The sequence below is a fragment of the Mesorhizobium sp. WSM4815 genome (assembly GCF_055811575.1).
Genome location: NZ_JBVVQS010000101.1, coordinates 664,303 through 690,816, shown reverse-complemented (window position 1 = coordinate 690,816; position 26,514 = coordinate 664,303). Strand labels below are relative to the sequence as shown.

Sequence of the window (26,514 nt, the reverse complement as noted above, 5' to 3'; positions counted from 1 at the left end):
TATCTCCCCACCCGTTGCCCCAACCCCTTCCCTGGCGCTTGCGCGCGCCCAACCCCCCCCTGTCCCCCGCCCTCCCCCCCCCGTTCCCCCCCCCCCCGGTTACCCCCGCGGGCCCCTATGGGCGCCGGCTATTCCGAACCGCGTGGTGCGCCGGACGCCGCAGACCCATTCAGCTTCGATCCGGTGCCTTTCGGTGCAAGCGAGCCCGTTCCAGGCCAGCCCGTTTCAAACCAGCCCGTTTCAAGAAAGTCCTCCGAATTCGATGACGGTTTCGGTTTCGGGCCGGCCGCGTCGCCCGATTTGAGAAACGGCGCCGGCACGGCCGGTCATCGCAAACATAGCGCCCCAGAGCCGCAGCCGGCCAATCCCTGGGATTTGCCTGGCCCCGCGGCAGCTAGCCGCCACGCGGCAGCTAGCCCTTCCCCGCCACGCGCTGCGCCCAGGCCCGCCCCCTCCCCGGCAGCGGCGCAACCGGCGAACATGGCGCTTCGCAGCGCGTTCTTGCGCGGCATGGGCATCGAAGAAGCCGAATTTCCCGGACGCGACAGCGTCGCGGAAATGGAAAAATTCGGTCGCGAGTATCGGCTGATGATGGAAGGCCTGATGCAGTTGCTGCGCAAGCGGGCCGAGGAAAAGGGAAACGCTCGTGTCGCCCAGACGGTGGTTGGGGCCTCTGAAGTCAATCCGCTAAAATTTCTGCCGACGGTCGACGACGCCATCGTGACCCTCATCGCCGAGCGCAGCCCCGGATTTCTAGGCGGTGAAGCGGCAATCGCCGACGCGGTCCGCGATCTCGCGCAACATCATGTGCGCGCCTGGCGAGGCGTGCAGTCCGCCTTGCGGCGAATGATTGACCGTTTTGACCCGGCAGCGATCGAGGAAGAGCTCAAATCGAGTTCCGCGATCGGCACCGTGCTTTCGGGCGGGCGCCGCGCAAAACTGTGGGAGCTTTACCAGAAACGCCATCGTGACATCGCCCAGAGTGCGGAATCGAGCTTTTTGGGCGAAATCGGCGCTGATTTTCGAGATGCATATGAGGAGGAGTGAAAAAATGATCGATCGCCGCGAATTCATCGTTGCCCTGGGCGCAACCGGGCTGCTTGCTGCTTGCCAGAGCGGTCCGCCGAAACCATCCGCGGTGACCGTCAACCTGACCGGCGCGGCCGGCATGAACCCGGGACCAGGCGGCGGCGACCGGCCGGTGACGGTCCTGGTGATGCGACTGCGCAGCACCGGCAAATTCAACTCGGCCGATTATTTCGCCCTGCAAGGGGATGCCGGCTCCGCGCTCGCAGGCGATCTCATCGGATCCGACCAGATCTCCGTCGGGCCTGGAAAGACCGCATCCAAAACCATCACGGTCGAGCCGGACGCGGCTGCGCTAGGCTTCGTTGCCCTCGTTCGCGAGCCCGGCGGCCGGACCTGGCGTACAACCAAGTCGGTGTCGTCGGGATCAACAGTTACCGTCAACGTCACACTTGGCAGCGGCGGCATTTCCGCCTAGCGGCCAGGGCAAGGGGTGCTCGATGCAGGAAGTAGCGGCATGAGCGATGCAAACAGGGTGCTGTGGTCCGAGGGCCTGTTTCTCCGGACCCAGCATTTTCAGCAGCAGGATCGCTTTTTCGAGGCGACCGTGCGCGGCGCGTTGCAGGCCGGGCAGCTGCATACGTTCGGCTTTCAGCAGCTGACGCTGGACCAGGCAATGCTCGATGCCGGCCAGGTCTCGATCCTGTCGGCACGCGGCATCTTTCCAGATGGAACCCCGTTCTCCATCCCGGACCTGATGGACGCGCCACGACCGCTGCCGGTCACCGCCGATACCGGCGCCGGACCGGTGCTGGTCGCCCTGCCGCTCGAGCCTGCCGGCGGTGTCGGCTTCGATCCGGCGCACGCCGCATCGACAGGGGCACGCTATCATGGGCGGATCGTTTCGGTGCGCGACGCCGTCCAGGGTGGTTCGGATCCTGAAGAAATCGAAATCGCCCGCCCGCAGGCGCTGCTGATTGCACCGGGAAAATCGGTTGGCGGCTACACCGCCCTGCCGATAGCCGACATCAAAGGGGTTCGTGCCGACGGCGGCGTCTCGCTGGACGAGGCGTTCCTGCCGCCGACACTGGTCACCGGAGCGGTGGCCTGGTACCGGCAGCTGCTTTTGGAAGTTGTCACCGGCCTCGACCAGATCGCCGAGGCGCATGGCAAAATGGTCATGGGCGGGCCAGGGCGCAGCGTCGAAGACCTGTTGATGCTCAATCTCGCCAATGCGGCGCGTCCGCGGCTGGCGCACATGCTGGCTCAGGATGTTTTCCATCCGGCCGAGCTTTACCTGGAGCTTGCCGGTCTTGCCGGTTCAATGGCGACCTATGGCTCGAGCGCGCGACGGCTGAGCGAGTTGCCGGCCTACGATCACATGGCGCCCGGCCCCGCCTATTCGGCGCTGGCCGACGCCTTGCGCTCGCTCATCCTGAGCCTGCGCTACATCGAGCCTAAATCACGCGCACTGCCGGTCATGCGGCATTCGACCAATGTCTGGAAAATCCGCATCGACAACCCGAAGCTGCTGGTGGCCAGCCGGATCGTCATCCGGGTCGGCTCCGAGCTGTCGGAAGATGCGTTGCGCAAGATTTTCGTCAACCAGGCGACCGTCGGTTCGGCCGATCAGTTCGAGGGCCTGTGGAAATCCCGTCTGCCCGGCATTCCACTGAAACCGCTTCATTCCCAGCCGCGCGAAATCCCCTACGATGGCGATCGGCTGTGCCTTGAGCTGGATCAGAAAAGCGAGCACTGGGCCTCGCTGCTCGATGCCCCCGGCTTCGTCATCGGCGTGTCGGGTGTGCTGCCGAGCGAGCCGCAGGTCGACTGCTATTCGGTAAACAGGTGATATGATGAGCCGGGATGATCCTTTCGGACTGTCGGAGGATCGCGAACGCACCCGCATACGACTGACCGGCGCGCCGATGCCGCGACCGATGACGCCACTCCTGTCGGGTGTGCCAATCAAACGGTCGCGCACGCATCCGAACACGCTGGTCAATGCATTCGCGCCGCTGCTCGAGTTCGCGCCCGAGCTTGAAAGCGCGCTGCCGCCGGAAAACCCGGAAGCGTTGCGCACCCGGTTGCTCGATGAGCTGGTTCGGGCGCGTGACGCGGCAATGGCGGCGGGGTCCTCTCTGGAGCGCGCCGACCAGGCAGCCTGGGTGGTGGCGGCATTGCTCGATGACCTGGCCCTGAACACGCCATGGGGCGGCGCCAGCGCATGGCCGCGCCAGCCGCTTGTGGTGATGCTGCGAGGCGATGTCGATGCCGGCACGCAGTTCTTCACGCGTCTCGATGAACTGGAGCGGCACCCGAACCGGGATCGCGAATTGCTCGAACTGCAATATCATTGCCTGGCGCTCGGCTTCCGCGGCAAATATCGTGTGCCAGGCCGGTCGGGCGACCGCTCGCTCAATGCGGTTCGCGTTGCTGCGGCGCGCTTTCTGCGCGATGCCGATGCCGACGGCGCGCCGCTGTCGCCGAACTGGAAAGGCGTGATCGCATCCGACGAGCCGCAGCGCTTCATCGTGCCGATCTGGGTGATGGGGCTCGGCGCGGCGGTTCTCGCCACGGCAATCTATCTCGGCCTGTCGATGGGACTGAGCAGTCAGGCGGTCGAGCTTTCGACGCTGGTTCGTGCCTTGCCGCCGCCGGCCCGCGGCGAGATCAGCCGGACATCGCCACAGGTCGACGCGCCGCCGCCGGAGGCAGTGGATTTCGCGCTGGTGCCGGAGTTTCAGGCCGGAGCGCCGGCCAATCTCAGGGCCGCGCTCAGCGGCACCGAGAGCGTTTCGCTGGCCAGACTGATCATCCAGGCCTCCAACCCCGAACTGTTCCAGTCGTCGCGGCCGACACTGACGGAAGGCTTCGAACCGCTGATCGGTTCAATCGCCAAAGTGATCCTCGCCAATCAGGAACTGATCGGCAACATCACCGTGGTCGGCCATACCGACAGTATTCCCTTGCAACGGTCCAATCCGCTTTCCACCAACCAGCGGCTGTCGGAAGCGCGCGCAGCAACCATTACCGAGATGCTGGTCCAGAACGGTGTGCCGCAGGACCGCATTCGCTTCGAAGGACGTGCAGCGACCGATCCAGTGGCCGACGACAGCACCCGCGCGGGACGGGCCTTGAACCGCCGCGTCGAGGTGCTGGTCGAAAAGAGGCTGTGAGATGTTCATCCTGCGCTTCCTCTGGGCGGTTCTGACATCGCGCTGGCTGTGGACGCTGATCGGCATCGCGCTGCTTTCCCTGGTTATCTGGGTGTTCGGCCCGATCGTCAGGGTCGGTGCATACGAACCCTTCGCCTCGGAAAATGTCCGCATCGTCATCATTGCGCTGCTGGTCATCTTCTGGCTGATCTGGCTGATCGTCGCGCAGCGCCGGGCGATCAGGGCCAACCGCATGTTCGTCGCCGAAATCGCTGCGCCAGTGGTGGAAAAACCGCTGAGCCCCGGCGAAGAGAACGTCGCCGCCGTCGGCGCCAAGTTCGCCGAGGTGATGGTCGAATTGAAGCGCCGCAAGCTGGGCGGACGCAAGTTCCTGCGCGAGATGCCGTGGTACGTGATCGTCGGGCCGCCGGCCACCGGCAAGACCACGGCCTTGCGCCAGTCCGGCCTTAACTTTCCGATCGACCTCACCGACGACCTGCAGGGCGTTGGCGGCACCCGCAACTGCGACTGGTTCTTCTCCGAGCACGCGGTTCTGATCGACACGGCGGGCCGCTACGTGCAGCAGGAGAGCCAGCCGGACGTCGATGCGGCGGAATGGCTGGGCTTCCTCGACCTGTTGAAAAAGCATCGCGGCCGCCGGGCGCTCAACGGCGTGATCGTCGCGCTGTCGATCGACGTGCTTTCGGAGGGCGATGAAGCCATCAAGGCGCATGGCCGCAAGATCCGTCGGCGCCTGGCAGAGCTCAACGACCGTCTCGAAATCCGCCTTCCAGTCTATCTGATGCTGACCAAGGCCGATCTGATCAAGGGTTTCGAGGCTTTCTTCGGCGGCCTGTCGACGGCCTCGCGCGAGCAGGTCTGGGGCACGACCTTCGCGCTGGATGCGCGTGTCGACGCAAAGACCATAGAACGGGAAATCGCCACCCTTGCGACGCAACTCGAGCGGCGGCTGGTGCCGCGCCTGGAGGACGAGGACAAACTCGCCGCCCGCGCCGAGATTTTCAGGTTTCCCGCCCAGCTCACGAGCCTGTCCGAGCCGATCCAGGTGCTGGTCGAGGCGATGTTCGGCGAAAGCCGCTACGAGGAAGCCGCCTGGCTGCGCGGCCTCTATCTGACGTCGGCGACCCAGGAAGGGGCGCCCATCGACCGGCTGACCGCGGCGCTGTCGTCATCCTTCGGTCTTCCGCCGCGGCGGGCGATGCCGGCGCCGCGTGTTGAAAAACGCAGCTTTTTCCTGAAGAACCTGCTGACCGAGGTCATTTTTAGGGAAGCCGGCCTGGGGACGTTCGATCCGCTGGCGCAGCGCCGCCGCGCCTGGATCTGGCGTGGCGCCGCGGCAGCCTGTGCCGCGGCAGCCCTGTTGGCCGGTGCGATGTTCACGTGGTCCTACTATGACAACCGCAACGCGATCGCAGCGCAGGCGGGTCAGTTCGAAGCGCTGCAGGCGCCATTGACCGCGGCAGCCGCGAGCCCGGCATCGGTGGAGCAGCCCGCCATCGACAGCGCGCTCTATGCGATGGCCGAGGTCGCAAATGCCCGTACCGCACCGCCGAGCAGTGCCCAGGACCTGCTCGGGCCATCGGCGTCGGCAGAGCTGCTGCGGGCGCAGGCCGACACTTACGAGCACGCTTTGCGCAACGTCCTCGAGCCGCACATGGTCGCCCTGCTCGAGGCGACGATGTGGCGGCAGATCCGCGATCCGGATTTCATGCTGGGGGCGCTAAAAACCTATCGGATGATGACCGGCCTGTCGCAGATGGACGCCGACTACGTTGAGACCTGGTGGGTCAACGATTTGCCGGAATTCGCACCGGCGGCGCCGTTTCCGACCGCCGACGCGGAAGAGCACCAGCTTGCCGCGATCCGTCGCATGACGGTCGACGACAGCTACATATCAGCGGATCAGGCGTTGGTCGCCGAGGCGCTGAAAACGGTTTGCACGATTTCGCTGCCGGCGCGTGCCTACAGGCAGTTGCTGGCCGACCCGGCGGTGGCCGGCCTCAAGGAATGGATTCCGGCGAATTTCGCCGGTCCCAACGGCGCCAAGGTTTTTGCACGGCGTTCCGACAAAACGCTGCGCGTCGGCATTTCGGGCGCGTTCACCTATGCTGGCTTCCACGATGCCATTCTCGAACGGGTCGAGGATGTCGCCGCCCAGGCCGCACTCGATCGGGCGGTGTTTGCCGGAGGCTGTTCGGAAAATTCCGAAACCTCGGTCTCGGCGCTGTCTGAGGATATCCTGAAACTCTATTACGAAGACTACATCGCGCAATGGGACAGCATCCTGCGCGATATCAGGCTCGCGCCGTTGGCCGACCTGAATGTCGCCAGCGAGAATCTCAAGGACCTTTCGAGCGCCGACTCAGCGCTGAAGCGCCTGCTTACGGCGGTGGTTCAGGAGACCGAGCTGACCCGGTCCGATGACGCAGCGCCGGCCGACAACAAGGCGGCAGCCAAGGGCACCTCGAAACTGCTCGGCAAGCTGGGGAAGCTTGGAAAGATCGTGAAGACAGGTGCAAAACTGCTGCCGCGCGCGGGTTCCGCCAACGAGGTGGATCTTACCGGCACTCTGGTGGCCGAACATTTCAAGCCGCTCAAGGGGGCGATCGCCGAGGTCGACGGCCAGCCGCCGGCACTCGACGCCGCGGTGGTGGCGCTGACCGCACTTTCGAACGTGCTGCAGACGGTCACGGCCAATCCCGACCCGCAGGACGCCATCAAGAAGCAGGGTGGGCTGGCCGAACTGACGGGAGCAGTCGCGAGGCAAGCCCAGATCCTGCCCGATCCGGTCGACGACTGGCTCGGCGGCATCGCCGGCGACACCAGCGGCCTGACACAGAAGGCGGTCACCTCGGAACTCAACGCCATCTGGCGCGCCGACATCCTGCCGTTCTGCCAGGCGGCGCTGAACGACCGCTATCCGTTCAGCCCCGAAAGCGCAGTCGACGTCAATGTCCGCGATTTCGCCCGCCTGTTCGGGCCGGCCGGGATGATCGACGCCTTCATCAACGATCATTTGATCAGCTATGTCGACACCGCCAGCCAGCCATGGAAATGGCGCGCCGATTTCGGCCTCGACGCGGCGGCTCTGGCGGCGTTCGAACAGGCCAGGCGGATCCGCGACGATCTGTTTCCAGGCGGTACCGGCCCGGTGATGAGTTTTACGCTGCAGCCGACGGACCTGTCGCCCAACGTCACGCGCGTGACGCTCAATCTCGATGGCCAGAACCTCGTCTATTACAACAACGCGACGCGGCCGCAGCCGATGACCTGGCCCGGCAAGGACGGCACCGGCGTCATCTCGCTCGCCTTCCAGCCGATCGACGGCTCGCCCGAAGTCATGTTGAACGAAACCGGCAGCTGGGCGTGGCTGAGGCTGCTGCGCAGCGGCCGCTTCACCGGCACCTCGCTGTCCGACGTCTACAGCCTGCGACTGGGCACGCAAGGCATGTACGCCGATTTCGAGCTCAAGGCGGCAAGCGTCGAAAATCCCTATAATTTGCAAATGTTCAAGAAATTCTCATGTCCGCCGCAGATATGATCCTGCCCGGCTTTCACGGCAAAATGCCCGCCACCGGCGATTTCGTCTCGCGGCGGCTGCCGGGGGATTTTGTGCGCATCTGGGACCGCTGGCTGGCGCAGCACATCGTGCCGCTGTTCGGACTGGAAACCTGGCCGCGCACCACCGCGCTGCGCTTCATGACCGGCCCGGCTTCGTTCGGCGGATCGGCAGGCATTATTCTGCAGAGCGCCGACAGGGTCGGCAGGCAATTCCCTCTCAGCGTCGTCGCGCAGCTTCCTGAAGCACCCGTTCGGCTGGCCGACGCCGAGGCGTGGTTTGCCGGGATTGAAGAGGCTGCCTTTGCCGCCCAGAACGGCGAGTTGACGCCCGATGAACTGGATGGCGCTTTAAGCGCGCTGCCGGTGCCGCCGGTCGAGCCGGGCGAAGAGATCATCAGCGACATGGTGATGTGGACTGCCCGTTCGGACATTTTCGATGTTAATCCGCTGTCGCCGCAAGCGACGCTGGAGCAGATCTTTGTGGCAAGCTGGGAGACCAGCTGATGCAGATCTGGAACCAGATGGGGTATCCGCATCAGTTCACCATGGGCATGGACAAGGCCGGGCATGAGTGGATCGTGGTGGTGGTGAAAGGCACGTTCGACTTTCCCACGACGCTTGGCGGACTGGTGCAAAAATCGGCGGAACAGATTCCGCTGGTCATGGCCGACACGCACACCGGCGTGGCTGGTTATTCGGCCACGTTATGGGAAACCGATTTCGCCTTCCGCAAGCCGCGTTGTGATATCGTCGCCAATGGCTTTGCATACGCACCAAACGGCAGACCAGCCGAGCGCGTGCCGGTCGGCATCAAGGTTGGCAATTGGTCAAAACTCTTCGAGGTCGTCGGCCATCGCGAATGGCGCTCCATCGGGCCAGTGTTTACTGCTACTTCGCCGCAGCCCTTCCTGAAACTGCCCATCTCCTATGACGTCGCCTGGGGGGGCGTTGACAGACTGGACCCGGAGGACAACCTCCCTGCCAGCTATAAATACAATCCCGTCGGAACCGGCTGGTCGCGGACCAAGAACCAGCGCCTCATTCCCGGCCTGCGGCTACCGAATACGCAAGCTGTCGGTGAAGACATCCGCTCGCCGTTCGGCGACTACAACCCCATGAGCTTCGGCCCGATGGGACGCGGCTGGCCTGGCCGGATCGAATATGGCGGCACCTACGACGACAACTGGGTGAAGAACATCTTTCCGTTCCTGCCGCCGGATTTCGACGAGCGCTACTTCCAGATGGCACCGCCTGACCAGCAGATCGATCACCCAAGGGGTGGCGAAGAGGTGCAATTGGTGAATTTGACACCCGAGGGACGAGTGAGTTTCAGGTTGCCGGCGACAGGATTGCCCATCACTTTTTTCAAGGATGGACGGCAAAGCTTCGAGAGCCAGCTCCTACCAGACACAATTCTTTTTGACCCGGAGGTTCGCAAGGTCTCGCTGGTCTGGCGTGCCTCGCAGCGCATCCACCGAACGCTTCTGGATTTTTCCGAAGTATGGATCGGACCGCCGACAAAGGGCATGCTCAAAGCCGTCCGCTTCAAGAAGCGTTATGTCCGTGTCCAGGCGCGGAGACGCAGAATGCCGGAAGACGCATGATGGCGGTGGTGGATATCCTGTCGGTCGGCATGGTTACCGCCGTCGGCCTCGATGCGCCGTCGAGTTGCGCAGCAATGCGCGCTGGGATCGATGGATTTCAAGAGACGCGTTTTGTCGTTCCCAACGGCGAGAGACTGGTTGGCGCCCCAGTACCGCTGCCCCGGAACTGGATCGGCGAGAAGCGGCTTGCGCATCTAGTGTCAGGGGCAATCGTGGAAGCGTTCGATCAGGTCCCGGGAGCGCGGGGCCAAACGGCGTTAATACTATGCCTGGCGGAAGAAGATCGGCCAGGTCGACCTGTGCGCAACATGGTGCGACTACTCAATCGCATCTCCGAGTACACCGAGGTGGAGACGGTAGGTCGCTCCCGGATCGTGGCGCACGGGCGTCCATCGGGACATGTCGCCCTCGATCACGCTGGCCGCATGATCGCCGCCGGAGAATTCAGATACGTGATGATCGCAGGTGTCGACAGCTATCTGACGGCAGAGTCGACGATGCATTATCTAGCGGACAAGAGGCTGCTCACCCCAGAACAACCAAACGGATTTATCCCTGGCGAGGCCGCAGCAGCAGTGCTTTGCGGCGCGCCAAGTTATGGCGGCTTTCGGCTGACGGGCCTTGGACTCGCCAGAGAACAGGCAAGTATCTACAACAAGCAAGATCTGCCGTTGAGAGGCGACGGCATGGCCTCCGCATATGACGCTGCGCTGTCCCAGAGCAGAGTAGGCATGAACCAGCTAGGATACCGGATCTCGGATCTAATCGGCGAGCAGTACTGGTTCAAGCAAAGCGCATTGGCGCAGATGAGGCATCTGCGTGGCAGGCACGATTTTCAGGATTTTTGGTCTCCCGCCGAGAGCCTTGGCAATATCGGTTCTGCCGTTGTCCCTGTCATGCTCGGAATGGCCTATGTGGCCGCGCAGAAAGGCTATGCGGCCGGCAATCCCGTGTTGATTGAGGCGTCCAACGACGCCGGTGCATGCGGCGCGGCGGTTCTTGTCGCGAGGGCGGCCTGATGACCGTATACGCCAATGGACTAGAGATCGTCTGCAAGAAGCAGTCCAACAAAATTATCGCTTCTTTTCCAGACGTCTGCTTCACTCCACCCGAGAATCCAGCCACGCCGCCTGGCGTTCCCGTGCCCTATCCATCCTTTGGCTTCGACAAGAAGACCGACAAAGGGACGGGCACGGTTAAGATTCGCGGTGAAAATGTCTCGCAGAAAAACAAGTCGTACTACGAAGATACCACGGGAACTGAAGCGGGCCGTGCTGCAAAGAAAGGCATCATCAGTTCGAACAACACCGGCAAGGCATACGCCATCGCCTGGTCCGGGAACGTAAAGTTCGAGAAGAATCCGGTCAGCCGTTTCGTCGACATGGCAACAAACAATCATAGTTCGCCCATGGCAAACGTCATCCCAAACGGGTTCATCTCAAACGGCGCGTTCGTTAATCCCGCCAAGCCCGAAACAAAATGTCCCTGCTGTGGCGCTCAGCCGGCGCACGCAAACCAAGTCGACGGCAATGGCGACATGCTGCAGCCAATCAAGGAAGATGACTTCTACAACAATATCGTCAAAAATCGACAGTTAAAGATCGATAGTATTGCTAGAGACATAGAAAGAGGCGATAAGTACACATTGGATCCGACCTCCCTACAGAAAGTCAGGGACGGTTGCGACAAGCAACTCAAGGACGCCCAGGACGCAAAGGCGACAATTGACGATGCGCGCGCTCAGAAGCCGCCTTGTCCCAACCTTCACGATCCGGCAGACACTGGCTGCGGCGTTCATTTCAATATGCCGCATTCTCTCGACAGCATGGTTCCTCCATCGGTCTCCGGAAAGTCCAATCGAAAGAGTTTCTACCGCGAGAACATTCTGGGTTTTAAGGACTCGGTTCGTCAGGCCAGCATCGCTAGCCATACAAAGCCTGACGGGAGCCCAATCAAGGCCAAGGGCGAGACGGTAAACCACAAAACACCGCTTCAAGCGGGTGGCTGCCCGACAAGTCAGAGCAATCTGATCCCCAATAGCGCACTTACGCCAGAATGCCAGAAGGTTGACGCCGCTCAAACGAAGCTTCACGATTTCGGAGAGAAGGATTGGTAAGCCCAAGACCGCAAAACTGGAAGCAGCAGCACCCACTCCTTGAACGTGGTGCAGCTTTCCATTTCCCACGCGACCATTGGCGCATGACAGGCAGCGCCATCCCTGCAACTGCAAGGGACAATCCGATGACCGTCTGTGAAGACGTGCTGATGGCCTGTCGGGAGGGTCGATTCGATGAATGCTCTTCGCTGATCCCTCTTATCAAGCGCTACGACTATGGCATCGTCTGGGGCGCCGCATCCTTACTGCTGTCGCGAGCCGGTTCCGGCAAAATCCTTCGGCAGCTGGTCGAATCGTTCGCTCCCGAAATCTTTCACCTGCGAGACACCTTCGTGCAACAGTGGGTGTCGGAGACGCTGTTGAGTTCAGGCCTGAGTTGGACAGTGCCCGTGGCGTTGAACATCATGAAAGCGCAGACTGATCGCGAGAAGGAGTTTTCAATTCCTACATATCTGTCCTTCCTGCTCGAATCTGAGCGGGGTCTGATCATGGACGGCCCCGATGAGATCCGCGAGGACGGTTGGCCAGAGTGGTATGATGCGCCATTTCACTACGACGACGAAGGATATGTCGCGATGGTCACCGCGCGGCATACGGCGGTGGCCTCAACGCTTTCAAATCCCGCGACAGGCGCGATATTCGAGGGCTCGCCTCTCGATTTCGACAAGGTCGCTCACCGAACCCTGGAACTCGTTTCCGAACGGCGAGATGTGGAAGAGGTCGTAATCGGCCGATCTATGCTTGAGGCAGCCACGGGGTTTGACCTAACTGCTATGTACAAAGACTTCCTTCTCGATCCGGTGGCTGCGGGAATGGCGCTGGAGGAGTTTTTCGACGAAGTCGACCTGAGCCGGTTCGTCACGGGCCAACGCTATTTCTTTGGCCGTCAGATACCCGATTAGAATCTTTCATCGCTGGATAGGAACAATACGGTTCTGTTGTCCGATTATCTTGCGGTCGCCGTCAGGTAGCGGCGCACCTTTTCCAGATCAAGATCGGCGACCTTGATCGGCACCGTGCTTGCCAACATGCGAACGACGAACAATTCTCCCCGCTCCGGAAATTCGTCATAGCGCTCTTGGGCAATCTTTTTGCCGACATCCCCAGCTACAAACAATCCGTCCAGATGGGCCTCTAGCCGGTCTACGACACGCGCCAAGCGCTCGTCATCCATGTCCGGATTCTCACCTGGATGGAGCAGATTGTAGTCGTAGACGGTCCACAGAAACGCGGCCATTTCCGCGTGCTGCCTGACGATCTCGTAAAGAACCGGCGGCGTCATCAGTTCAGATTCACCGAGCCGCCGCGAATACGGTTGGTGGCACTCGCATGGCTTGTCAAATATGTGCCGCGGATGGTGATGCGGCCATCCTTCTCCATGATAATGACTGCTTTGCCGCATCGCAGCACGATCCGGTCGTCACTGACGATTGTCACAGTATCGCTTTTTTGGATTGCCGGATGCGTCTTCGATTTGCGCGGCGGCTTTACGATCCGTCCGACGATGAGCGGCTTTGTCACATCGCCTTCCTGGAACAGCAACGCGACTTCCGACCCGATCATTTCAGGCGTCAGATCAGCCAGTGTGTGGGCCGAAAGAGCGGTGTCCCTTGGATTCCCTGGGAATACGACAAGAGGCCCAGCGTCGTCAAAGCCCAGGAAAACGCCGATCACTACACCGTCTACGCGCTGAATTGTCTTCGCCATCCAAACCTCAGTTCTGCTTGATCTCCGAGCCTTTCATGACAATATCAGACGAGGCCTTCGCCGTGATCTTGCCACTTCCGGTCAAAGTGATGTCCTTGCCCTTAATGCCGATCGTTCCATCCTTTTTCATGATGATGGAGGCATCACCACATTTTATCGTAATCTCGTCCCCGGCATCGATAACAAGCTTCTTGCCCACGCCGATCGAGCCATTCTCCTTGATCGTGATGCTGCCGCTCTTCCCGACCTGCAACGCGTAGGCCCCCCCGACATCCGTCAAATCATCGGCGGTTACACTTGCCTGACGTCCCTTGCCAATCTTGGTCGCATGAGCTCCTCCCACATCGAAGCTCTGATCTGCCCCAATCTTGACAGCCTGGCTTGCGCCGACGCGCCATGTGTCTGATGCGGCTATTTTGTGGGTCTGACCCGCTCCAACGGTCATCGACCGCGCCGCCCCGATCGTGTTCATCTGAAAAGCACCGACAGTTCGGGTCTCTGCGGCACCGACGGAATCAATGCGAGCAGCGCCCACTGTAATCGTCTGAACCGCTCCCACGGTCTGAGTGTGGTTGATGTCCACGTTTTCCGTCGAGTTCGCCACGATGTGGATCGTCTCGTCCGCGCCCACCGTCAGCGAGCGATTCACCCCCACCGTCTCGGTGTCGTTGTTGCCGATATCCGTGGTCTGGTCGACGCCGACCTTGACCGTTTTGTTGTTGCCGACGTCCTCGTCGAGGTTGTGGCCGACGGAGTGCTTGGCGTCGTGGTCGATGCGGTCGGACTGGTCGTGCTGCACCAATTTGGTGCGGTCGTTCTTGATCAGAAGATTGTGGTCCTTCTGCGCCTGGAAGTTGACCAGTTCGGAGCCGGCCTTGTCCTCGAACATCAGCTCGTTGTAGCCACCGCCGCCTTTCGAGGAGTCGGACTTCCAGCCGGATTGCGTGGCGCTGCCCGGCAGTCCGTAGGGCGGCATCTGCGAGGCGTTGTAGACGCGGCCGGTGATGATCGGCAGATCCGGGTCGCCTTCGATGAAGTCGACGATCACCTCCTGGCCGATGCGCGGTATCTGGATGAAACCCCAGCCGCTGCCGGCCCAGGTCTGCGAAACCCGCACGAAACAGGAGCTGTTCTGGTCCTTCTTGCCGAGACGGTCCCAGTGGAACTGCACCTTCACCCGGGCATATTTGTCGGTAAAAATTTCCTCGCCGGATGGGCCGACCACCGTCGCCGTCTGCGGGCCGCGCATGATCGGCCGTGTCGTGACCCGCGGCGGGCGATAGGCCAAGGCGGTCGGCGCCACGCCGAGGATCACCTTGAAGTTCTCGCTTTCGACGTCGGCAAGGGCTCTGTAGCCCGGATCGAACAGCCTGTATTCGGCGCTGACCACCAGATATTCCTGGTTCTGGTCTTCCCTTGGGAAGCCGTCCAGCTTGAACGTGCAGCCCGAATACAGGCCGCGCACGGTGCCGACTGCAGCGATGCGCTGGTGCACAGCCTGGATTTCCTCGCGCCGGATCGCGGCAAGGCTGTCGCCGCGACCGACGTCGAGATGCGCGCCGGGCTGGCGGTAATTCTCGCCCGCGGCCAGCTTGTGGCTGAACGGCTGGGCAGATTTGGCCATCAGGTCGGCGCCCGGCTTCTCGAAGTCATAGTCGGTATGGACATAGGCGCCCGGCCGCACCGAGCTGCCCGGAATCCATTCGGTGATGTATTCGACATCGCGCCGGGAGCCCTGCCCTTCAAAGTGATAGGGCACCTTTTCATAGCCCGGCGCCGGCTTGAGCTTGTTCATGGCATCGGCCAGCACAAGCGTGTGCTTGCCCTCGTCGTGCTCGAAGAAATACAGGATGCCTTCGTGCTCGAGCAGCCGCTGCACGAAATCGAGATCGCTCTCGTCATACTGGACGCAGTATTCGCGCGGCGGATAGGACCCTTGCAGGCGCTTCTCGAATTTTGCCGTGCTGTATTTCGAGAAAACCTCCTCGACGATTTCGATGACGCTCATGTTCTGGAAAATACGGCAATCGGTGGTATTGCCGAGAAACCAGAGCCATGGCCTGATGACGGCTTCGTAGTAGGCCAGACGGTCCTCGATCCGGGTCAGCCGAAACTCGGAGACAAGGCCGCTGAACCAGCGTTTCGGGTCTGATTCACCTTCGATCGAAACCGCGCCGCCCAGCATCTTCAGCGGATCGATTTCGGGGCTGCTGCTGACGAACCCGACCGTATAGGCCAAACAACGACTGATCTCATCGCGCCCGACAAGATGCGTGAAGGTCAACAGGTCAGCGCCAACCGGCGTCTGCACAACCGTAGCACGTTCGTTCGGCATGGGTCGTGCCCCCTCCCGCCGCTCGTTTCTGCCTGAGCCTAGCACATGTCTTGCACCGACCAAAGGGGACGCTTGGCGGCTGCAGCCTGGTCGCCTGTGGAATCATCGACTTGAACGCTTCTGTGCCGCCGCTCACAAATTGCTGGTATAATGGGGTGTCCTGGGCGAGTTTTCCGACAGGATCGACGGCGATTTTGAATGTTCATCAGGCTGCAGATCAACAATGTCGTCTCCCTGCCCGCCGGTATGTCGACCGGCTACTCCGCTCGTGATCGCAGCTTTGAAATCGGGCGCGAGGCCTGTGACTGGACCTTGCCCGATCCCGACAAGTTCATCTCCGCCAAACACTGCGAAGTGCGTTACCAGGGAGGCGCGTTCTGGCTGCACGATATCTCGCGCAACGGCACATTCATCAATGGATCGACCCAGCGCATGGCCGGCCCTCACCGGCTCGGTCAGGGCGACCGGTTGCTGATCGGCCGCTATGTCGTCCTGGTTTCGATTGATGACGAGCGCGCCGCGACAGGGCATCCTCAAAGCAGCCACGGTTCGACGCAGCGACAAATGCCTGTCGCAACCGGCCGGCCGCAGGATTTTGGAGACCAGCCTTTCTTCGAACCGGTGGCGCAACGGCCCGGGCAGAGAGCACCGGTGTCGACGTCTTCGCCGCCCGCGCCTCTCGCTTCGACGCCCGCGCCTCTCCCTTCGACGAAAGACGAGATGCTGCGGGACATCGCAATCGCAGCCGGCATCGCGCCGGAACTGCTTCAATCGCGTGACCCGCATGAAGTGGCCGCCGAAATCGGCGCGGTGCTGCGAACGGTTGTCGAGGAACTGGCCCAGCTGCTGAAGGCACGTGCGGCTGCGAAAATACTGGCCAAGAGCACACACCGGACGATGATCAGCGCTGCCGACAACAATCCCCTGAAGTTCGTCCCGGGAACCGACGACATCCTCGAAATCATGTTTGCGCGGCGCAGATCCGGCTACCTTGATGCCAGGCACAGTGTCGAAGACGCGTTCCGCGATCTCAAGACCCACGAATTTGCCACTTATGCAGCCATGCAAGCTGCGCTCTCCCGGCTGCTTGACGATTTGTCGCCTGAGGCGATCAGCAAAAAACTCCCGCCGACGTCGTTCACATCGAAGAAGGGCCTGGCCTGGGACGCCTTCGTCGCCAAATGGCGGACCATGGAGGAAGCACACGAAAACGGAATGCTGGACATATTCCTGGCCTATTTCAGCGAAGCCTATGCCAAAGCCGACAAGCAAAAGTAGACCGGAAACCTGGCAGGTGCCCCCGAAAATCGGATCGGTTGCTGCGCTTAGCTTCGGCTGCGGAGCGGATCACGTACCAGGTGGAAAGTACTCGTTCCTCGACACAGTAGTTTTGACAGGTCGAGTCGATCGGCAGCGAACGTCAATAATTCCCGTCGGTGGCAAATCTCAGTGGCAAGCGTTGGAGATTGGCCGAAACACCCTCCACTTCGTCATCCCAGGGTAAGCAAGGAGCGAAGCGACGCGCGCAGACCCTGGGATCCATGCCGTTACCTCACCCGAGGAATGCAGCGGACCCAGATAAAAGCGCTCCGTTGCGATCCTTCGCGCCCCCCTCTGTCCTGCCGGACATCTCCCCCACTTGGGGGGAGATCGGCAGCTTCGCGGACGGCGCCCTTTTTGCAAGGCTAGTAGTTGGCGAAATCAGTGATGAAGGCCAATCTCCCTCCTTGTGGGGGAGATGTCCGGCAGGACAGAGGGGGGCGCCTCGCTCCGCGATCAAAGGTTCTGCACCGCAGCAGCGCTCCGAGGTAACGGCATGGATCCCAGGGTCTCCGCGACGTCGCTTCGCTCCTGCTCCGCCCTGGGATGACGAAGGTGTGGTGGCCTACGGCTAATCGCAGACGTTGGAGATTGTGCAGTTGGACCGTCGACAATCCCTTTCAGGCTCGCTCTCAACCAAGTCCTCTGTGCAGAGGAACTAGGGCGTCCTTGGCGAGCCCAAAGATACGGCGCTGTCGTTGGCGAAGAAAAATCCCTTCGCAGCGCTGCATCCGGTTCCAATCGACCGTTTCTAAGCTTACGATCATTTTCGACAGTTCGCCAGCGGGTAAGGCTGATTGACCTGGGGGTCTGCGGCACATGTCATGTTACGGCGGGTTAGAAAAATATAGTCGATCTTCCTCCAGACACTGCCCTCGTCGGCAGCGCCTGCAGGTCCTGCGCCTGCCGTCCCTGCGCCCGGCCGGGGACCGTCTTGCCCTAATGTGGCGCACACGCGGCACCCCCGCGTGGACGGACGTTTGGCGATGAGTTCGAAGGACGATCCTTTCGGCCCAGCGGGCAAGACCGTTTTTCGCGCACCGCGCCGGGCTGAGAAATCAGCGCCCGATCCCCAGGGGGCCGTTCCCGACGGCGGGCGCCCCGGTCCCTCGCCGGTCAAGGATTCAACGGTTTTCGATCCCGGTGTCGGTCGGCATGCACCGCCGGGCTGGACCTCCGGAACTGTGATTTATCAGGGTGCAGACCCCGGCGCAGCGGCGACAGCCGGCTCAGTTGCGGCGGCGCCGGGCATTCAGCAGGACATCCTGCTGCAGGCCACGGACAGCGTCAGATATTCCGCAGCAAATCAGATCCTCGCCGCGGCCGCGCCTTTGCTGATGCTGTTTGGCCAGCTCAGGCTTATGGCTGTCGAAAGACAGGCGGAGCAGCTGGCGGAACATGTTTCCGAGGCGATCGAAAAATTCGACCGGACAATGGAGAAAGCCGGTGTTCCCGAAGAAGATGCACGGATCGCTAAATTTGCTCTCTGCGAAACCGCTGACGACCTCATCGGCAACCTGCCTTGGCCGCAGACAGACGCCTGGGCGCAGCACAGCATGCTGTCGCAGTTCTTCCGCGTCGTGCCCACCGGCTCAGGCTTCTACCAAGCGCTGAACAAGATGCTGGCCGCGCCGGAGGCACACTGCGATTTGCTTGAACTGATGCACGCCTGCCTGTCGCTGGGGTTCGAAGGCCAGTATCGAGGCCTTGCGCGCGAGGACAACAATCTCGAACGCGTTCGACGCGACGTCTACGAGACGCTTCGTTACTTCAGGCCGCGCGCCGACGACGACATCTCGCCCCACTGGCAAAGCCTGGCGGTTTCCAGCCCACAGTCGTCGGCCCGGTTGCCGCTCTGGGTGATTGCGGCGGCTGCGTCGGCGCTGCTGACGGCGGCGTTCTTCGCATTGCGGGTCTTCATTACCGACGAGGGCGATGCCCTCGCGGGCAGGCTGCTGGCGCTCGATCCATCGACGCCGATCGCCATCGAACGCGCCAGCGTGGTGCCGTCGGCTGCGCCGGTGAAAGTCGCTCCGCCTGTCGCCCCTACCCGTTCCCAGCTCGATCGCATCCATGCGGCACTGGCCAAGACTATCGCGCGCGGCGGGCTGAGCGTCGGCACGCAGGGCAGGTTCATCATCGTGGAGATCAACAATGTCCTGCTGTTCCCGTCCGGCAGGGCCGAGATAAAACAGGAGTTTGGACCAATCGCCGCGGACATCGCCGCCGCGCTGGAACCGGAGCCTGGACCGATCATGATCGTCGGCCACACAGACAATGTGAAGCCGCGGAAATCGAGCGAGTTCAAATCCAACTTCGACCTTTCCATCGCCCGGGCGAAGGCCGTCGCAGCTGTCATGGCGCCACGGTTCAGCAAGCCTTCCCGGATCACCGTCGACGGCAAGGGTGAAGACGAACCGATCGCCGACAATGCGACGCCGGAAGGCCGCGCCCAGAATCGCCGTGTCGACTTGATGATCCCCAAGGAGGAAACACTGTGAGCACGGCCATTGGGAAGCGCCCATGACGCGCTGGCTGCTGCGGATATTCAGCGCGATCGCGTTGGCCGGTTTCGCGGCAGCCGTCTGGTTTGCCGGACCATTGATCCGCTTTGCCGACGCGCGTCCGCTGGCACCCGTCTGGCTGCGCGTGACGATCATCGGCGTGATCGTTGCGATCGCGACGCTCTTTTACGGAGTGCGTTTCTGGCAAAAGCGAAAGGCGCAAAAGGCACTCGAGACGATAGTCGCCCGCAATGACGACAGGGACGACGACTCGCAGGTGCTCGAGGCTCGTATGAATGAAGCCATCGCTGCGCTCAAGCGGTCGAGCGGCAAGCGCAATTTCCTCTACGAGGTTCCCTGGTACGTCGTCATCGGCCCGCCTGGTGCCGGCAAGACAACGGCGTTGGTCAATTCGGGCCTGAATTTTCCGCTTGCCGGTTCGGGGGACGCCCAGCCAGTGGCCGGCGTTGGCGGCACACGATCCTGCGACTGGTGGTTCACCGACCAGGCGGTGCTGATCGACACCGCCGGACGCTACACCACGCAGGATTCCAATGCGCAGAGCGACAAGAAGAGCTGGCTCGCCTTCTTGTCGCTGCTCAAGGGATACCGCACCCGGCAGCCGATAAACGGGGTTATCCTGGCCATCAGCCTTGCCGATCTCATCAGCCTCGATGATCGGCAGCTTGACGCCCATGTCGTCGAAATACGCAGCCGTCTGCGCGAAATTCACGAAACACTGAAAATCCAGTTCCCGGTGTACCTGCTCTTCACCAAGGCCGACCTTGTCTCCGGTTTCATGGATTATTTTGGCGGTTTCGACGAGCAGCGCCGCCGCAAAGTGTGGGGCGCGACATTCCAGACCGCCGATCGCAGCAAGAACATGGCCGGTGAGGCACCGGCCGAATTCGACGCATTGGCAAAGCGCCTGGCGGAGGAGATGGCCGACCGCCTGCAGGAAGAGGCCGATCCGGTCGCGCGCATAGCCATCTTTGGCTTTCCAGCTCAATTCGACGCGCTGAAAAGCCGTATTGCCGGTTTCGTCGCCGGCATCTTCGATCCGGCCCGCGGCCAGGTGAATGTCAGCCTGCGTGGTCTCTATTTTTCGTCAGGCACGCAGGAGGGCACGCCGATCGACCAGGTGCTGGGCGCAATCGGCCGCAGTTTCGGCAGCGCCTCTCGCGCCCATCTTTCCGGCACCGGCAGGAGCTTCTTCCTGCATGATCTTCTGACCGGCGTCATTTTCGCGGAATCCGGCTGGGTCTCATACGACAAATCGGCTGAAAGGCGTGCAGCGATCGCCAGGTATGGCGGCCTTGGCGCAATAGCATTGATGGCTGCCGCGGCTCTCGGCACCCTGGCCCTGAGCTTTTCAGCCAACAGGTCGCTGATCGCTTCTACCACGCAAGCTGCAGGCCAGTATCGCAAGACGGCGGACCCGCTCCTCAAAAGCACTGAAGTCGCCGATGTCGACCTCGAAAACGTCATCGGCCCGCTCGACCAGTTGCGCGAACTGCCGGCCGGGTTCGACACCAGTGACTTGCCGACCCCGATCCAGGAGACATTCGGCCTTAGTCAGCGGCAAAGACTGCTTTCGGCATCAAAGACAGCTTACCGGCAAGCCCTGGAGCGCATGTTCCGCTCGCGCCTGCTGCTTCAGGCCGAACGGACGATCCAGGCAAAAATGGCTGATCCCACCGCGCTCTACCAACCGCTGAAGATCTACATGATGCTTGGCGGCAAGGCGCCCAAGGTCGACGACGAGCTGATCGTGTCCTGGATGAGGCAGGACTGGGAGCAGAACCGGTATCCGGGTGAAAACAACCGCGAGGGACGGGCGCAACTCGAAAAGCATCTGCGGGCCATGCTTGCGCTGGACGACGCCTATGATCCGGTTTTCGAACTCAACCAGCCACTTGTCGAAGCCGCTCAACGCTCGCTTGGACGCATGAGCCTTGCCGATCGTGCCTCTGCCCTGGTGAAGTCGGCGGTATACGCCGCAGCGCTGGGCGATTTTTCCGTCTCCGTCAAAGGCGGCCCGGAAGCGCAGCTGTTGTTCGAGCGTGTCGATGGCGGCGATCTGTCAGGCCTTCGCGTTGCCGGTATCTACACCTATGACGGCTTCAACAACTTCTATCTCGGACAACTCTCGCGCATTGCGCAGATGCTTGTCGATGACCAGTGGGTTCTCGGCGGCGGCGCCGAGCAAGGTGGCATCGACCAGGAATTGCCAAAACTCGGTCCCGAACTTGTCGAGCGCTATGGCAGGGAGTTCGCCGCGGCGTGGAACGGCGTTCTCGACAAACTGAAGTTCAAGGCAATGCTGGAGGACAACTATATCGCGCTCTCCGCCGCCGCGTCACCAAGCTCGCCAATCGACCAGCTTTTTACGGCAATAGCCGACGAAACAGCGCTGACGCGAGAAGCTGGTTCCAGCAAAGAGTCGGGCTCCGAGGCCGAAGCCGGCATGCTTCAAACCCAGCCGCAAGACGCTGCAGATATCGCCAGCGGATTGGCCCGCATCGGCATTCAAATCGCCGGCGGCAAATCGCAAAGCCGGGCCGGCACGGGGTCCGCTCGCGCGCAAAACCAGAACCCCGGGGCGAACATCGAAGCGCAATTCAGATCATTTCAGGCTTTGGTGAACGGTCCCGCCGGGCGCCGCCCCATCGATGCACTGACCCAGAATTTCCGCGACATCCATCAAAGCCTGCAATTGGCGGCCGATGTCCCTTCGCAAACGGAACGTGCCAACATGAATCTGCAGCTGCAGATATCCACCCTTCGCGCCAATGTTTCGCGGCTGCCCAAGCAACTCGCCCGAATGGTTACTGCGACCGCCGACGAGCTTGACGGCAACGTCGCAGAAACCTCGCAGACGAATTTGAACCAGCTGCTCGACCAGACGGTGACGCGCGCCTGCGAGGAGATGGTCGAGGGCCGTTATCCCTTCGCCAGCGATGGCCCGGAGGATATCGCGATGGCGGATTTCGCGAAACTGTTCGCTCCAGGCGGCCTGATGGACCGGTTCTTCGCACAGAATCTCGCATCGCTGATCGACATGACCGGCCAGGACTGGAACTGGAAACAGGATGCGCGTTTCGGGCGCGACCTGTCGAAGTCGACCTTGAAAAACTTCCAGCTGGCGGCGGAAATCCGCAATGCCTTCTTTCCTTCAGGTGGTTCGGTGCCGTCGGTCAGTATCACCTTTACGCCGTTTTCACTGCATGGCGATGCCGATACGGCGATACTCGACGTCGATGGCCAGATCGTCCAAAGCAACCAGGCCGGCAACGCGCCAAGCACGGTGACCTGGCCGAGCGGCATGGCTTCCGCCTCGGCGAGCCTGAGCCTCATTCCGGAGATGCCGGGCCGTGAATCCGCGATCAAGTTCGACGGTCCGTGGGCACTGAAGCGCCTGCTGGACAAGGCCGATATCACCGGCACCGGCGGCAACACGCAAGCCCGCTTCGTGATCGGCGGACGCGATGTCGCCTATACGGTCCAGGCCAGTTCGGACCAAAACCCTCTCTTTCTTCCTGCGCTTTCCGGGTTCAGCTGTCCAAAGGCGTTTTGAGATGACCTTTGAACTTTCCAATGATGACCTTGAATTTTCAAGTATGGGGCGGCTGTGCATCGGCAACAGATGGGCGGACGTTTATTTCGATACTCTAACGTTCGAGCCTGTGGCAAACTGGCGCGAGCGAGCGCCTGACGGTGCGCCGCAGAGGACGCTTGAGAAGCGCTTGGTGGCAAAGTGAACAATGTCGCCCTTCCCTTTGAAAGCTTCGGCGTTAGCCACAGAGGCTGTGTCCGTGAGCTCAACGAAGACAGCTATCTGGTCGAGCCGGAAACCGGCCTGTGGGTGGTGGCCGATGGAATGGGTGGACATGATGCCGGGGAAGTCGCTTCGGCCAGCATTGTCGATCATCTGGCAACGATCGGCGTTGCAAGCTCTGCACCGGATCTTCGCGCGCGCTTCGAGGACCGGCTGAGCCGCGCCAATGCCGAAATCCGCAGGATATCGCAATCCCGCGGAGTAACCATTGGCTCCACTGTCGCCGCCCTGCTGGCGATGGATGGGCGGTTTGCCTGCCTGTGGGCAGGCGACAGTCGCGTCTACCTGATCCGCAACGGCTCGATCTCGCAGATTTCGAAGGACCATACCGAAGTCCAGGAACTTCTCGACAAGGGCATGATCAGCGCAGCCGAAGCGCTCGCCTGGCCGCGCCGCAACGTCATCACGCATGCGGTCGGTGTCACCGACGAGATCGTCATCGATTTCCAGCAAGGCGAAATCATGCCGGGCGACATATTCGTGTTGAGCACCGACGGGCTGACAGCGCATGTCACAGACGCCGAGATCGAGACGGCGGCGGTGTCGGCGACACCTCAGGCGGCATGCGAAAACCTGCTGCAGATGGTGCTGGCGCGCGGGGGAACGGACAATGTCACGATCGTGCTCGTCAAGATCGGAGACGGGCGCAATGGGGCCTATCCCGGTCCTTCCAGAGCGGAAGGCTGAGGCTGATGAGCGCCGATGACAAGACGCGGATATCGCCTGACGTGGCCAGCACAGCCGTAGGCACGCAACTCAGCGGCATCTATGAACTGGACGAGCGGATCGCATTCGGTGGCATGGGCGAAGTCTACCGTGGCCACAACATCCAGACCGGCGACCATGTCGCCATCAAGATCGTATTGCCCGAGTTCGCCCGTGATCAGACGATCCTGTCGCTGTTCCGCAAGGAAGCGTCGATCCTCAATCATTTGTCGCACGACGCGGTCGTGCGATATCACGTCTTCACGATCGACCCCGGCATCGGCCGCCCCTACCTCGCCATGGAATTCGTCGACGGCCAATCGCTGTTCGATATCATGCGAAATGGCCCGATGCCGACGCAAGACGTGCGCAAGCTCTGCCATCGCCTGGCTTCCGGTTTGAGCGCCGTGCACCAGGCGGGAGCGATACACCGCGACCTCTCCCCGGATAACATCATCCTGCCGGGAGGCCGGGTCGATCGCGCAAAGATCATCGATTTCGGCATCGCGCGGTCGGCGACCGTCGGCGGCGAGACGCTGATCGGCGGAAAGTTCGCGGGAAAGTACAACTACGTTTCTCCAGAACAACTCGGGCTGTACAGCGGCGATGTCAGCGAGCAATCCGACATCTACAGCCTGGGCCTGGTGCTGGCCGCTGCTCTGCGCGGGAAACCGATCGACATGAGCGGCTCCCAGTTCGAGATCGTGGAAAAACGCCGAACCGTTCCGGACCTCTCCGACATCGACGCCGATTTTCGTGGAATTGTCGAGGCCATGCTGCAGCCGGATCCACAAGACCGGCCGATCAGCATGGCCGATATCGCCAGGGCGACACGTGACGACACGGACGAGGAGACAAGGCCGCCAACGTCGATCACACCGCGCGACCGGACACCGCGAACCGGGGGAACCGCCGCGCCTGGCCCCAAGCTTCCCGGTCCCGAGCATGCCGGTCCCAAAATGGCAAGTCAGCCTCCGGCGGCTGCCGGTGAGCAGCGCTTCGTTCCGCATGTCCGGCCCGCACTTCTGTCCGAGCCAAGGCCTTCGCCAGCTGCCGGTCCTGCTCGGGCTGTCTCGCCAAAGGTCCCGGCAAAGTCGGCCAAGACCCGATCGATCGCAATCGCTGCGATGGCGATATTGGCTGTCGCGTCGGGTGCAGGCGTTTACCTGGGCGGCGTGATGACGCCTTCCACGCCGACCGCCGGCGACACCTCGTTTTTGTCGCCAAAAGCATCCAAACCGGCCCCGACGGACAGCGCTGCAAATTCGCCGGGCGATGAGCCGGCAAAGGCAGTTCCACCCGATCAGTCACAAACAGAAGCCACTGCGCCGCCAGCCGAAAGTCAGGCAGGTGCGGCGGCGAATCAAAAGTTGGAACCGGCACGGCCCGCCGAAGTCCTCTCACCATCCGAGGAAACCTCGGAGCCGGCGGCAGCCGCGGAACGATCGGAGCCGGCGGCAGCCGAGGCGCAGCCGACAGTTGAAAGACCGGCAGATGCCGGGGCGGATCAAAGCTTGCAGCCGACGCGGCCCGCCGAAGTCCTCTCGCCGACGGAGGAAACCCCGGAGCGGGCGGCAGCCGAGGACACTTCGGAGCCGGCGGCAGCCGAGTCGCCATCGCCAGCTGAAAATCGGGCAGATGCCGCGGCGGATCAAAGCTTGGAGCCGACACGGCCCGCCGAAGTCCTTTCGCCAACCGATGAAACCCCGGAGCCGGTTCCGCCGCGCATCCAGGTCGCGCCAATGCCACCGGCCGACAAGGCCTCGCCGCCCGCAGCGGTCCAGCCCGAAATGATGGAGAGCCGGAAGCCCGATCAGCCGGCCAGCCAGCACGCGCGGGCCGAAAACCAGACGGATGATGCGAATGCAAAACGGCAGCGGTACGAGCCGGCGCCAGGCAAACAGCCGGGCGAAGCCACTGTTGCCTTGAACGTGCCGAAACCGGACCTAAAACTGCCGCCGAAAAATGCCCTTGACCACGCTGCGCAACGGGTCTCCTGGGTGCGCGACTTCAACGGCGGCGACTGTTTCTATGCGACGTTGACGTCGGCAACCGAGGCCGCCGTCGCCATCGAAGGATTGGGCACGGAGATCCAGCCGTTCGAACGAATGCTGTCCGATTTCCAGGCAAGATTCCGTGTCGAACCGGACATCAGCGTCCGCCTCATTGAGCCGGCTCAATGCGAAGTCACCAACTTTCTGCGCTTTCTGGACCAGATGCCGGCTGACAAGCCGCAGCTTGTTCTCGATCGAACGACGGTGCCGAGCGGCTCGCCGATCGGCGGCACGCTGGTGACGCATGGCGGTCTCATTTCCAGCGTGCTGCTGATCGACCACAGGGGCATGGCATTCAGCCTCGACGATCTTATGCTGGCGCAGGCGGACAAGGCCACCTTCAACATTCCGATCGATCTCGGCGCAGCCGACAAGGCGGCCGGCAAGGTCGTGCCGCAGATCATAATGGTGATCACGGGTCCACAGGATATTCACGCTGCGGCGTTCTCTGCGCCGACACCAGCCGCGCTGCTGCTGCCCAAAATTCTCGATGAGATCGACGCCAACCGAGCTGAGTTCTCCGCAACGGCAAAATACTTCCGGCTCGGCGGGTAGCATGGACGCC

Annotated in this window: 19 protein-coding genes; 16 read left to right on the top strand and 3 right to left on the bottom strand. The window is 61.9% G+C overall.

Annotated features, from left to right (window positions below):
• Positions 1 to 117 precede the first annotated feature (117 nt).
• The 10 genes from tagH (AC0L2B_RS28735) (at position 118) to AC0L2B_RS28690 (ending at position 12,388) form a co-directional block, all read left to right on the top strand.
• On the top strand, positions 118 to 1,047 hold the full coding sequence (gene tagH / locus AC0L2B_RS28735; protein WP_473747742.1) for a type VI secretion system-associated FHA domain protein TagH: 930 nt from the start codon (positions 118 to 120) through the stop codon (positions 1,045 to 1,047).
• Positions 1,048 to 1,051: 4 nt separating this feature from the next.
• Positions 1,052 to 1,504 carry a type VI secretion system lipoprotein TssJ gene (gene tssJ / locus AC0L2B_RS28730; protein ID WP_023801306.1) on the top strand — a complete coding sequence of 151 codons (453 nt, stop codon included), beginning with the start codon at positions 1,052 to 1,054 and terminating at the stop codon, positions 1,502 to 1,504.
• 39 nt (positions 1,505 to 1,543) lie between these two features.
• Positions 1,544 to 2,878 carry a type VI secretion system baseplate subunit TssK gene (gene tssK / locus AC0L2B_RS28725; protein WP_091590818.1) on the top strand — a complete coding sequence of 445 codons (1,335 nt, stop codon included), beginning with the start codon at positions 1,544 to 1,546 and terminating at the stop codon, positions 2,876 to 2,878.
• Between the two features lie 4 nt (positions 2,879 to 2,882).
• On the top strand, positions 2,883 to 4,205 hold the full coding sequence (gene icmH / locus AC0L2B_RS28720) for a type IVB secretion system protein IcmH/DotU (RefSeq protein ID WP_065006953.1): 1,323 nt from the start codon (positions 2,883 to 2,885) through the stop codon (positions 4,203 to 4,205).
• A 1-nt stretch (position 4,206) separates the two neighbouring features.
• Positions 4,207 to 7,746: a type VI secretion system membrane subunit TssM gene (gene tssM, locus AC0L2B_RS28715; protein WP_473747741.1), complete on the top strand. Its 3,540-nt coding sequence runs from the start codon at positions 4,207 to 4,209 to the stop codon at positions 7,744 to 7,746.
• Positions 7,728 to 8,270: a type VI secretion system-associated protein TagF gene (tagF, locus tag AC0L2B_RS28710; RefSeq protein ID WP_473747740.1), complete on the top strand. Its 543-nt coding sequence runs from the start codon at positions 7,728 to 7,730 to the stop codon at positions 8,268 to 8,270. The genes tssM (AC0L2B_RS28715) and tagF overlap by 19 nt, the downstream gene beginning before the upstream one ends.
• Complete coding sequence (locus AC0L2B_RS28705) at positions 8,270 to 9,370, top strand: DUF2169 family type VI secretion system accessory protein (RefSeq protein ID WP_473747739.1); 1,101 nt, start codon at positions 8,270 to 8,272, stop codon at positions 9,368 to 9,370. Before tagF ends, AC0L2B_RS28705 begins: the two co-directional genes overlap by 1 nt.
• Positions 9,367 to 10,389, top strand: a complete 1,023-nt coding sequence (locus AC0L2B_RS28700) for a 3-oxoacyl-ACP synthase (protein WP_473747738.1) — start codon at positions 9,367 to 9,369, stop codon at positions 10,387 to 10,389. Before AC0L2B_RS28705 ends, AC0L2B_RS28700 begins: the two co-directional genes overlap by 4 nt.
• Positions 10,389 to 11,486 carry a DUF4150 domain-containing protein gene (locus tag AC0L2B_RS28695; RefSeq protein WP_473513086.1) on the top strand — a complete coding sequence of 366 codons (1,098 nt, stop codon included), beginning with the start codon at positions 10,389 to 10,391 and terminating at the stop codon, positions 11,484 to 11,486. The genes AC0L2B_RS28700 and AC0L2B_RS28695 overlap by 1 nt, the downstream gene beginning before the upstream one ends.
• A gap of 125 nt (positions 11,487 to 11,611) precedes the next feature.
• Complete coding sequence (locus tag AC0L2B_RS28690; RefSeq protein ID WP_473513087.1) at positions 11,612 to 12,388, top strand: hypothetical protein; 777 nt, start codon at positions 11,612 to 11,614, stop codon at positions 12,386 to 12,388.
• A gap of 44 nt (positions 12,389 to 12,432) precedes the next feature.
• On the opposite strand, the gene AC0L2B_RS28685 is transcribed toward AC0L2B_RS28690, so the two are convergent.
• Genes AC0L2B_RS28685 through AC0L2B_RS28675 form a run of 3 tightly spaced genes read right to left on the bottom strand, consistent with a single transcriptional unit; the run spans position 12,433 to position 15,528 of the window.
• Positions 12,433 to 12,768 carry a hypothetical protein gene (locus tag AC0L2B_RS28685; RefSeq protein ID WP_473747737.1) on the bottom strand — a complete coding sequence of 112 codons (336 nt, stop codon included), beginning with the start codon at positions 12,766 to 12,768 and terminating at the stop codon, positions 12,433 to 12,435.
• Entirely contained in the window at positions 12,768 to 13,193 is a 426-nt protein-coding gene (locus AC0L2B_RS28680; RefSeq protein ID WP_473513091.1) for a DUF6484 domain-containing protein, read from the bottom strand. Before AC0L2B_RS28680 ends, AC0L2B_RS28685 begins: the two co-directional genes overlap by 1 nt.
• A 7-nt stretch (positions 13,194 to 13,200) precedes the next feature.
• Positions 13,201 to 15,528: a type VI secretion system Vgr family protein gene (locus AC0L2B_RS28675; protein ID WP_473747736.1), complete on the bottom strand. Its 2,328-nt coding sequence runs from the start codon at positions 15,526 to 15,528 to the stop codon at positions 13,201 to 13,203.
• A gap of 198 nt (positions 15,529 to 15,726) precedes the next feature.
• Between AC0L2B_RS28675 and tagH (AC0L2B_RS28670) the strand changes: the two genes are divergently transcribed.
• The 6 genes from tagH (AC0L2B_RS28670) to AC0L2B_RS28645 all read left to right on the top strand — a co-directional run bounded on the left by tagH (AC0L2B_RS28670) (position 15,727) and on the right by AC0L2B_RS28645 (position 26,504).
• Positions 15,727 to 16,806, top strand: coding sequence for a type VI secretion system-associated FHA domain protein TagH (tagH, locus tag AC0L2B_RS28670; RefSeq protein WP_473747734.1), 1,080 nt, complete (start codon positions 15,727 to 15,729; stop codon positions 16,804 to 16,806).
• A 1,028-nt stretch (positions 16,807 to 17,834) separates the two neighbouring features.
• Positions 17,835 to 19,349 carry a type VI secretion system protein TssL, long form gene (tssL, locus tag AC0L2B_RS28665; protein ID WP_473747733.1) on the top strand — a complete coding sequence of 505 codons (1,515 nt, stop codon included), beginning with the start codon at positions 17,835 to 17,837 and terminating at the stop codon, positions 19,347 to 19,349.
• Between the two features lie 22 nt (positions 19,350 to 19,371).
• Entirely contained in the window at positions 19,372 to 22,929 is a 3,558-nt protein-coding gene (tssM, locus tag AC0L2B_RS28660; protein ID WP_473747732.1) for a type VI secretion system membrane subunit TssM, read from the top strand.
• Position 22,930: 1 nt separating this feature from the next.
• Positions 22,931 to 23,113: a hypothetical protein gene (locus AC0L2B_RS28655; protein WP_473747731.1), complete on the top strand. Its 183-nt coding sequence runs from the start codon at positions 22,931 to 22,933 to the stop codon at positions 23,111 to 23,113.
• Positions 23,110 to 23,877 carry a PP2C family protein-serine/threonine phosphatase gene (locus tag AC0L2B_RS28650; RefSeq protein WP_473747730.1) on the top strand — a complete coding sequence of 256 codons (768 nt, stop codon included), beginning with the start codon at positions 23,110 to 23,112 and terminating at the stop codon, positions 23,875 to 23,877. The genes AC0L2B_RS28655 and AC0L2B_RS28650 overlap by 4 nt, the downstream gene beginning before the upstream one ends.
• 5 nt (positions 23,878 to 23,882) lie before the next feature.
• Complete coding sequence (locus AC0L2B_RS28645) at positions 23,883 to 26,504, top strand: serine/threonine-protein kinase (RefSeq protein ID WP_473747729.1); 2,622 nt, start codon at positions 23,883 to 23,885, stop codon at positions 26,502 to 26,504.
• Positions 26,505 to 26,514: the final 10 nt, after the last annotated feature.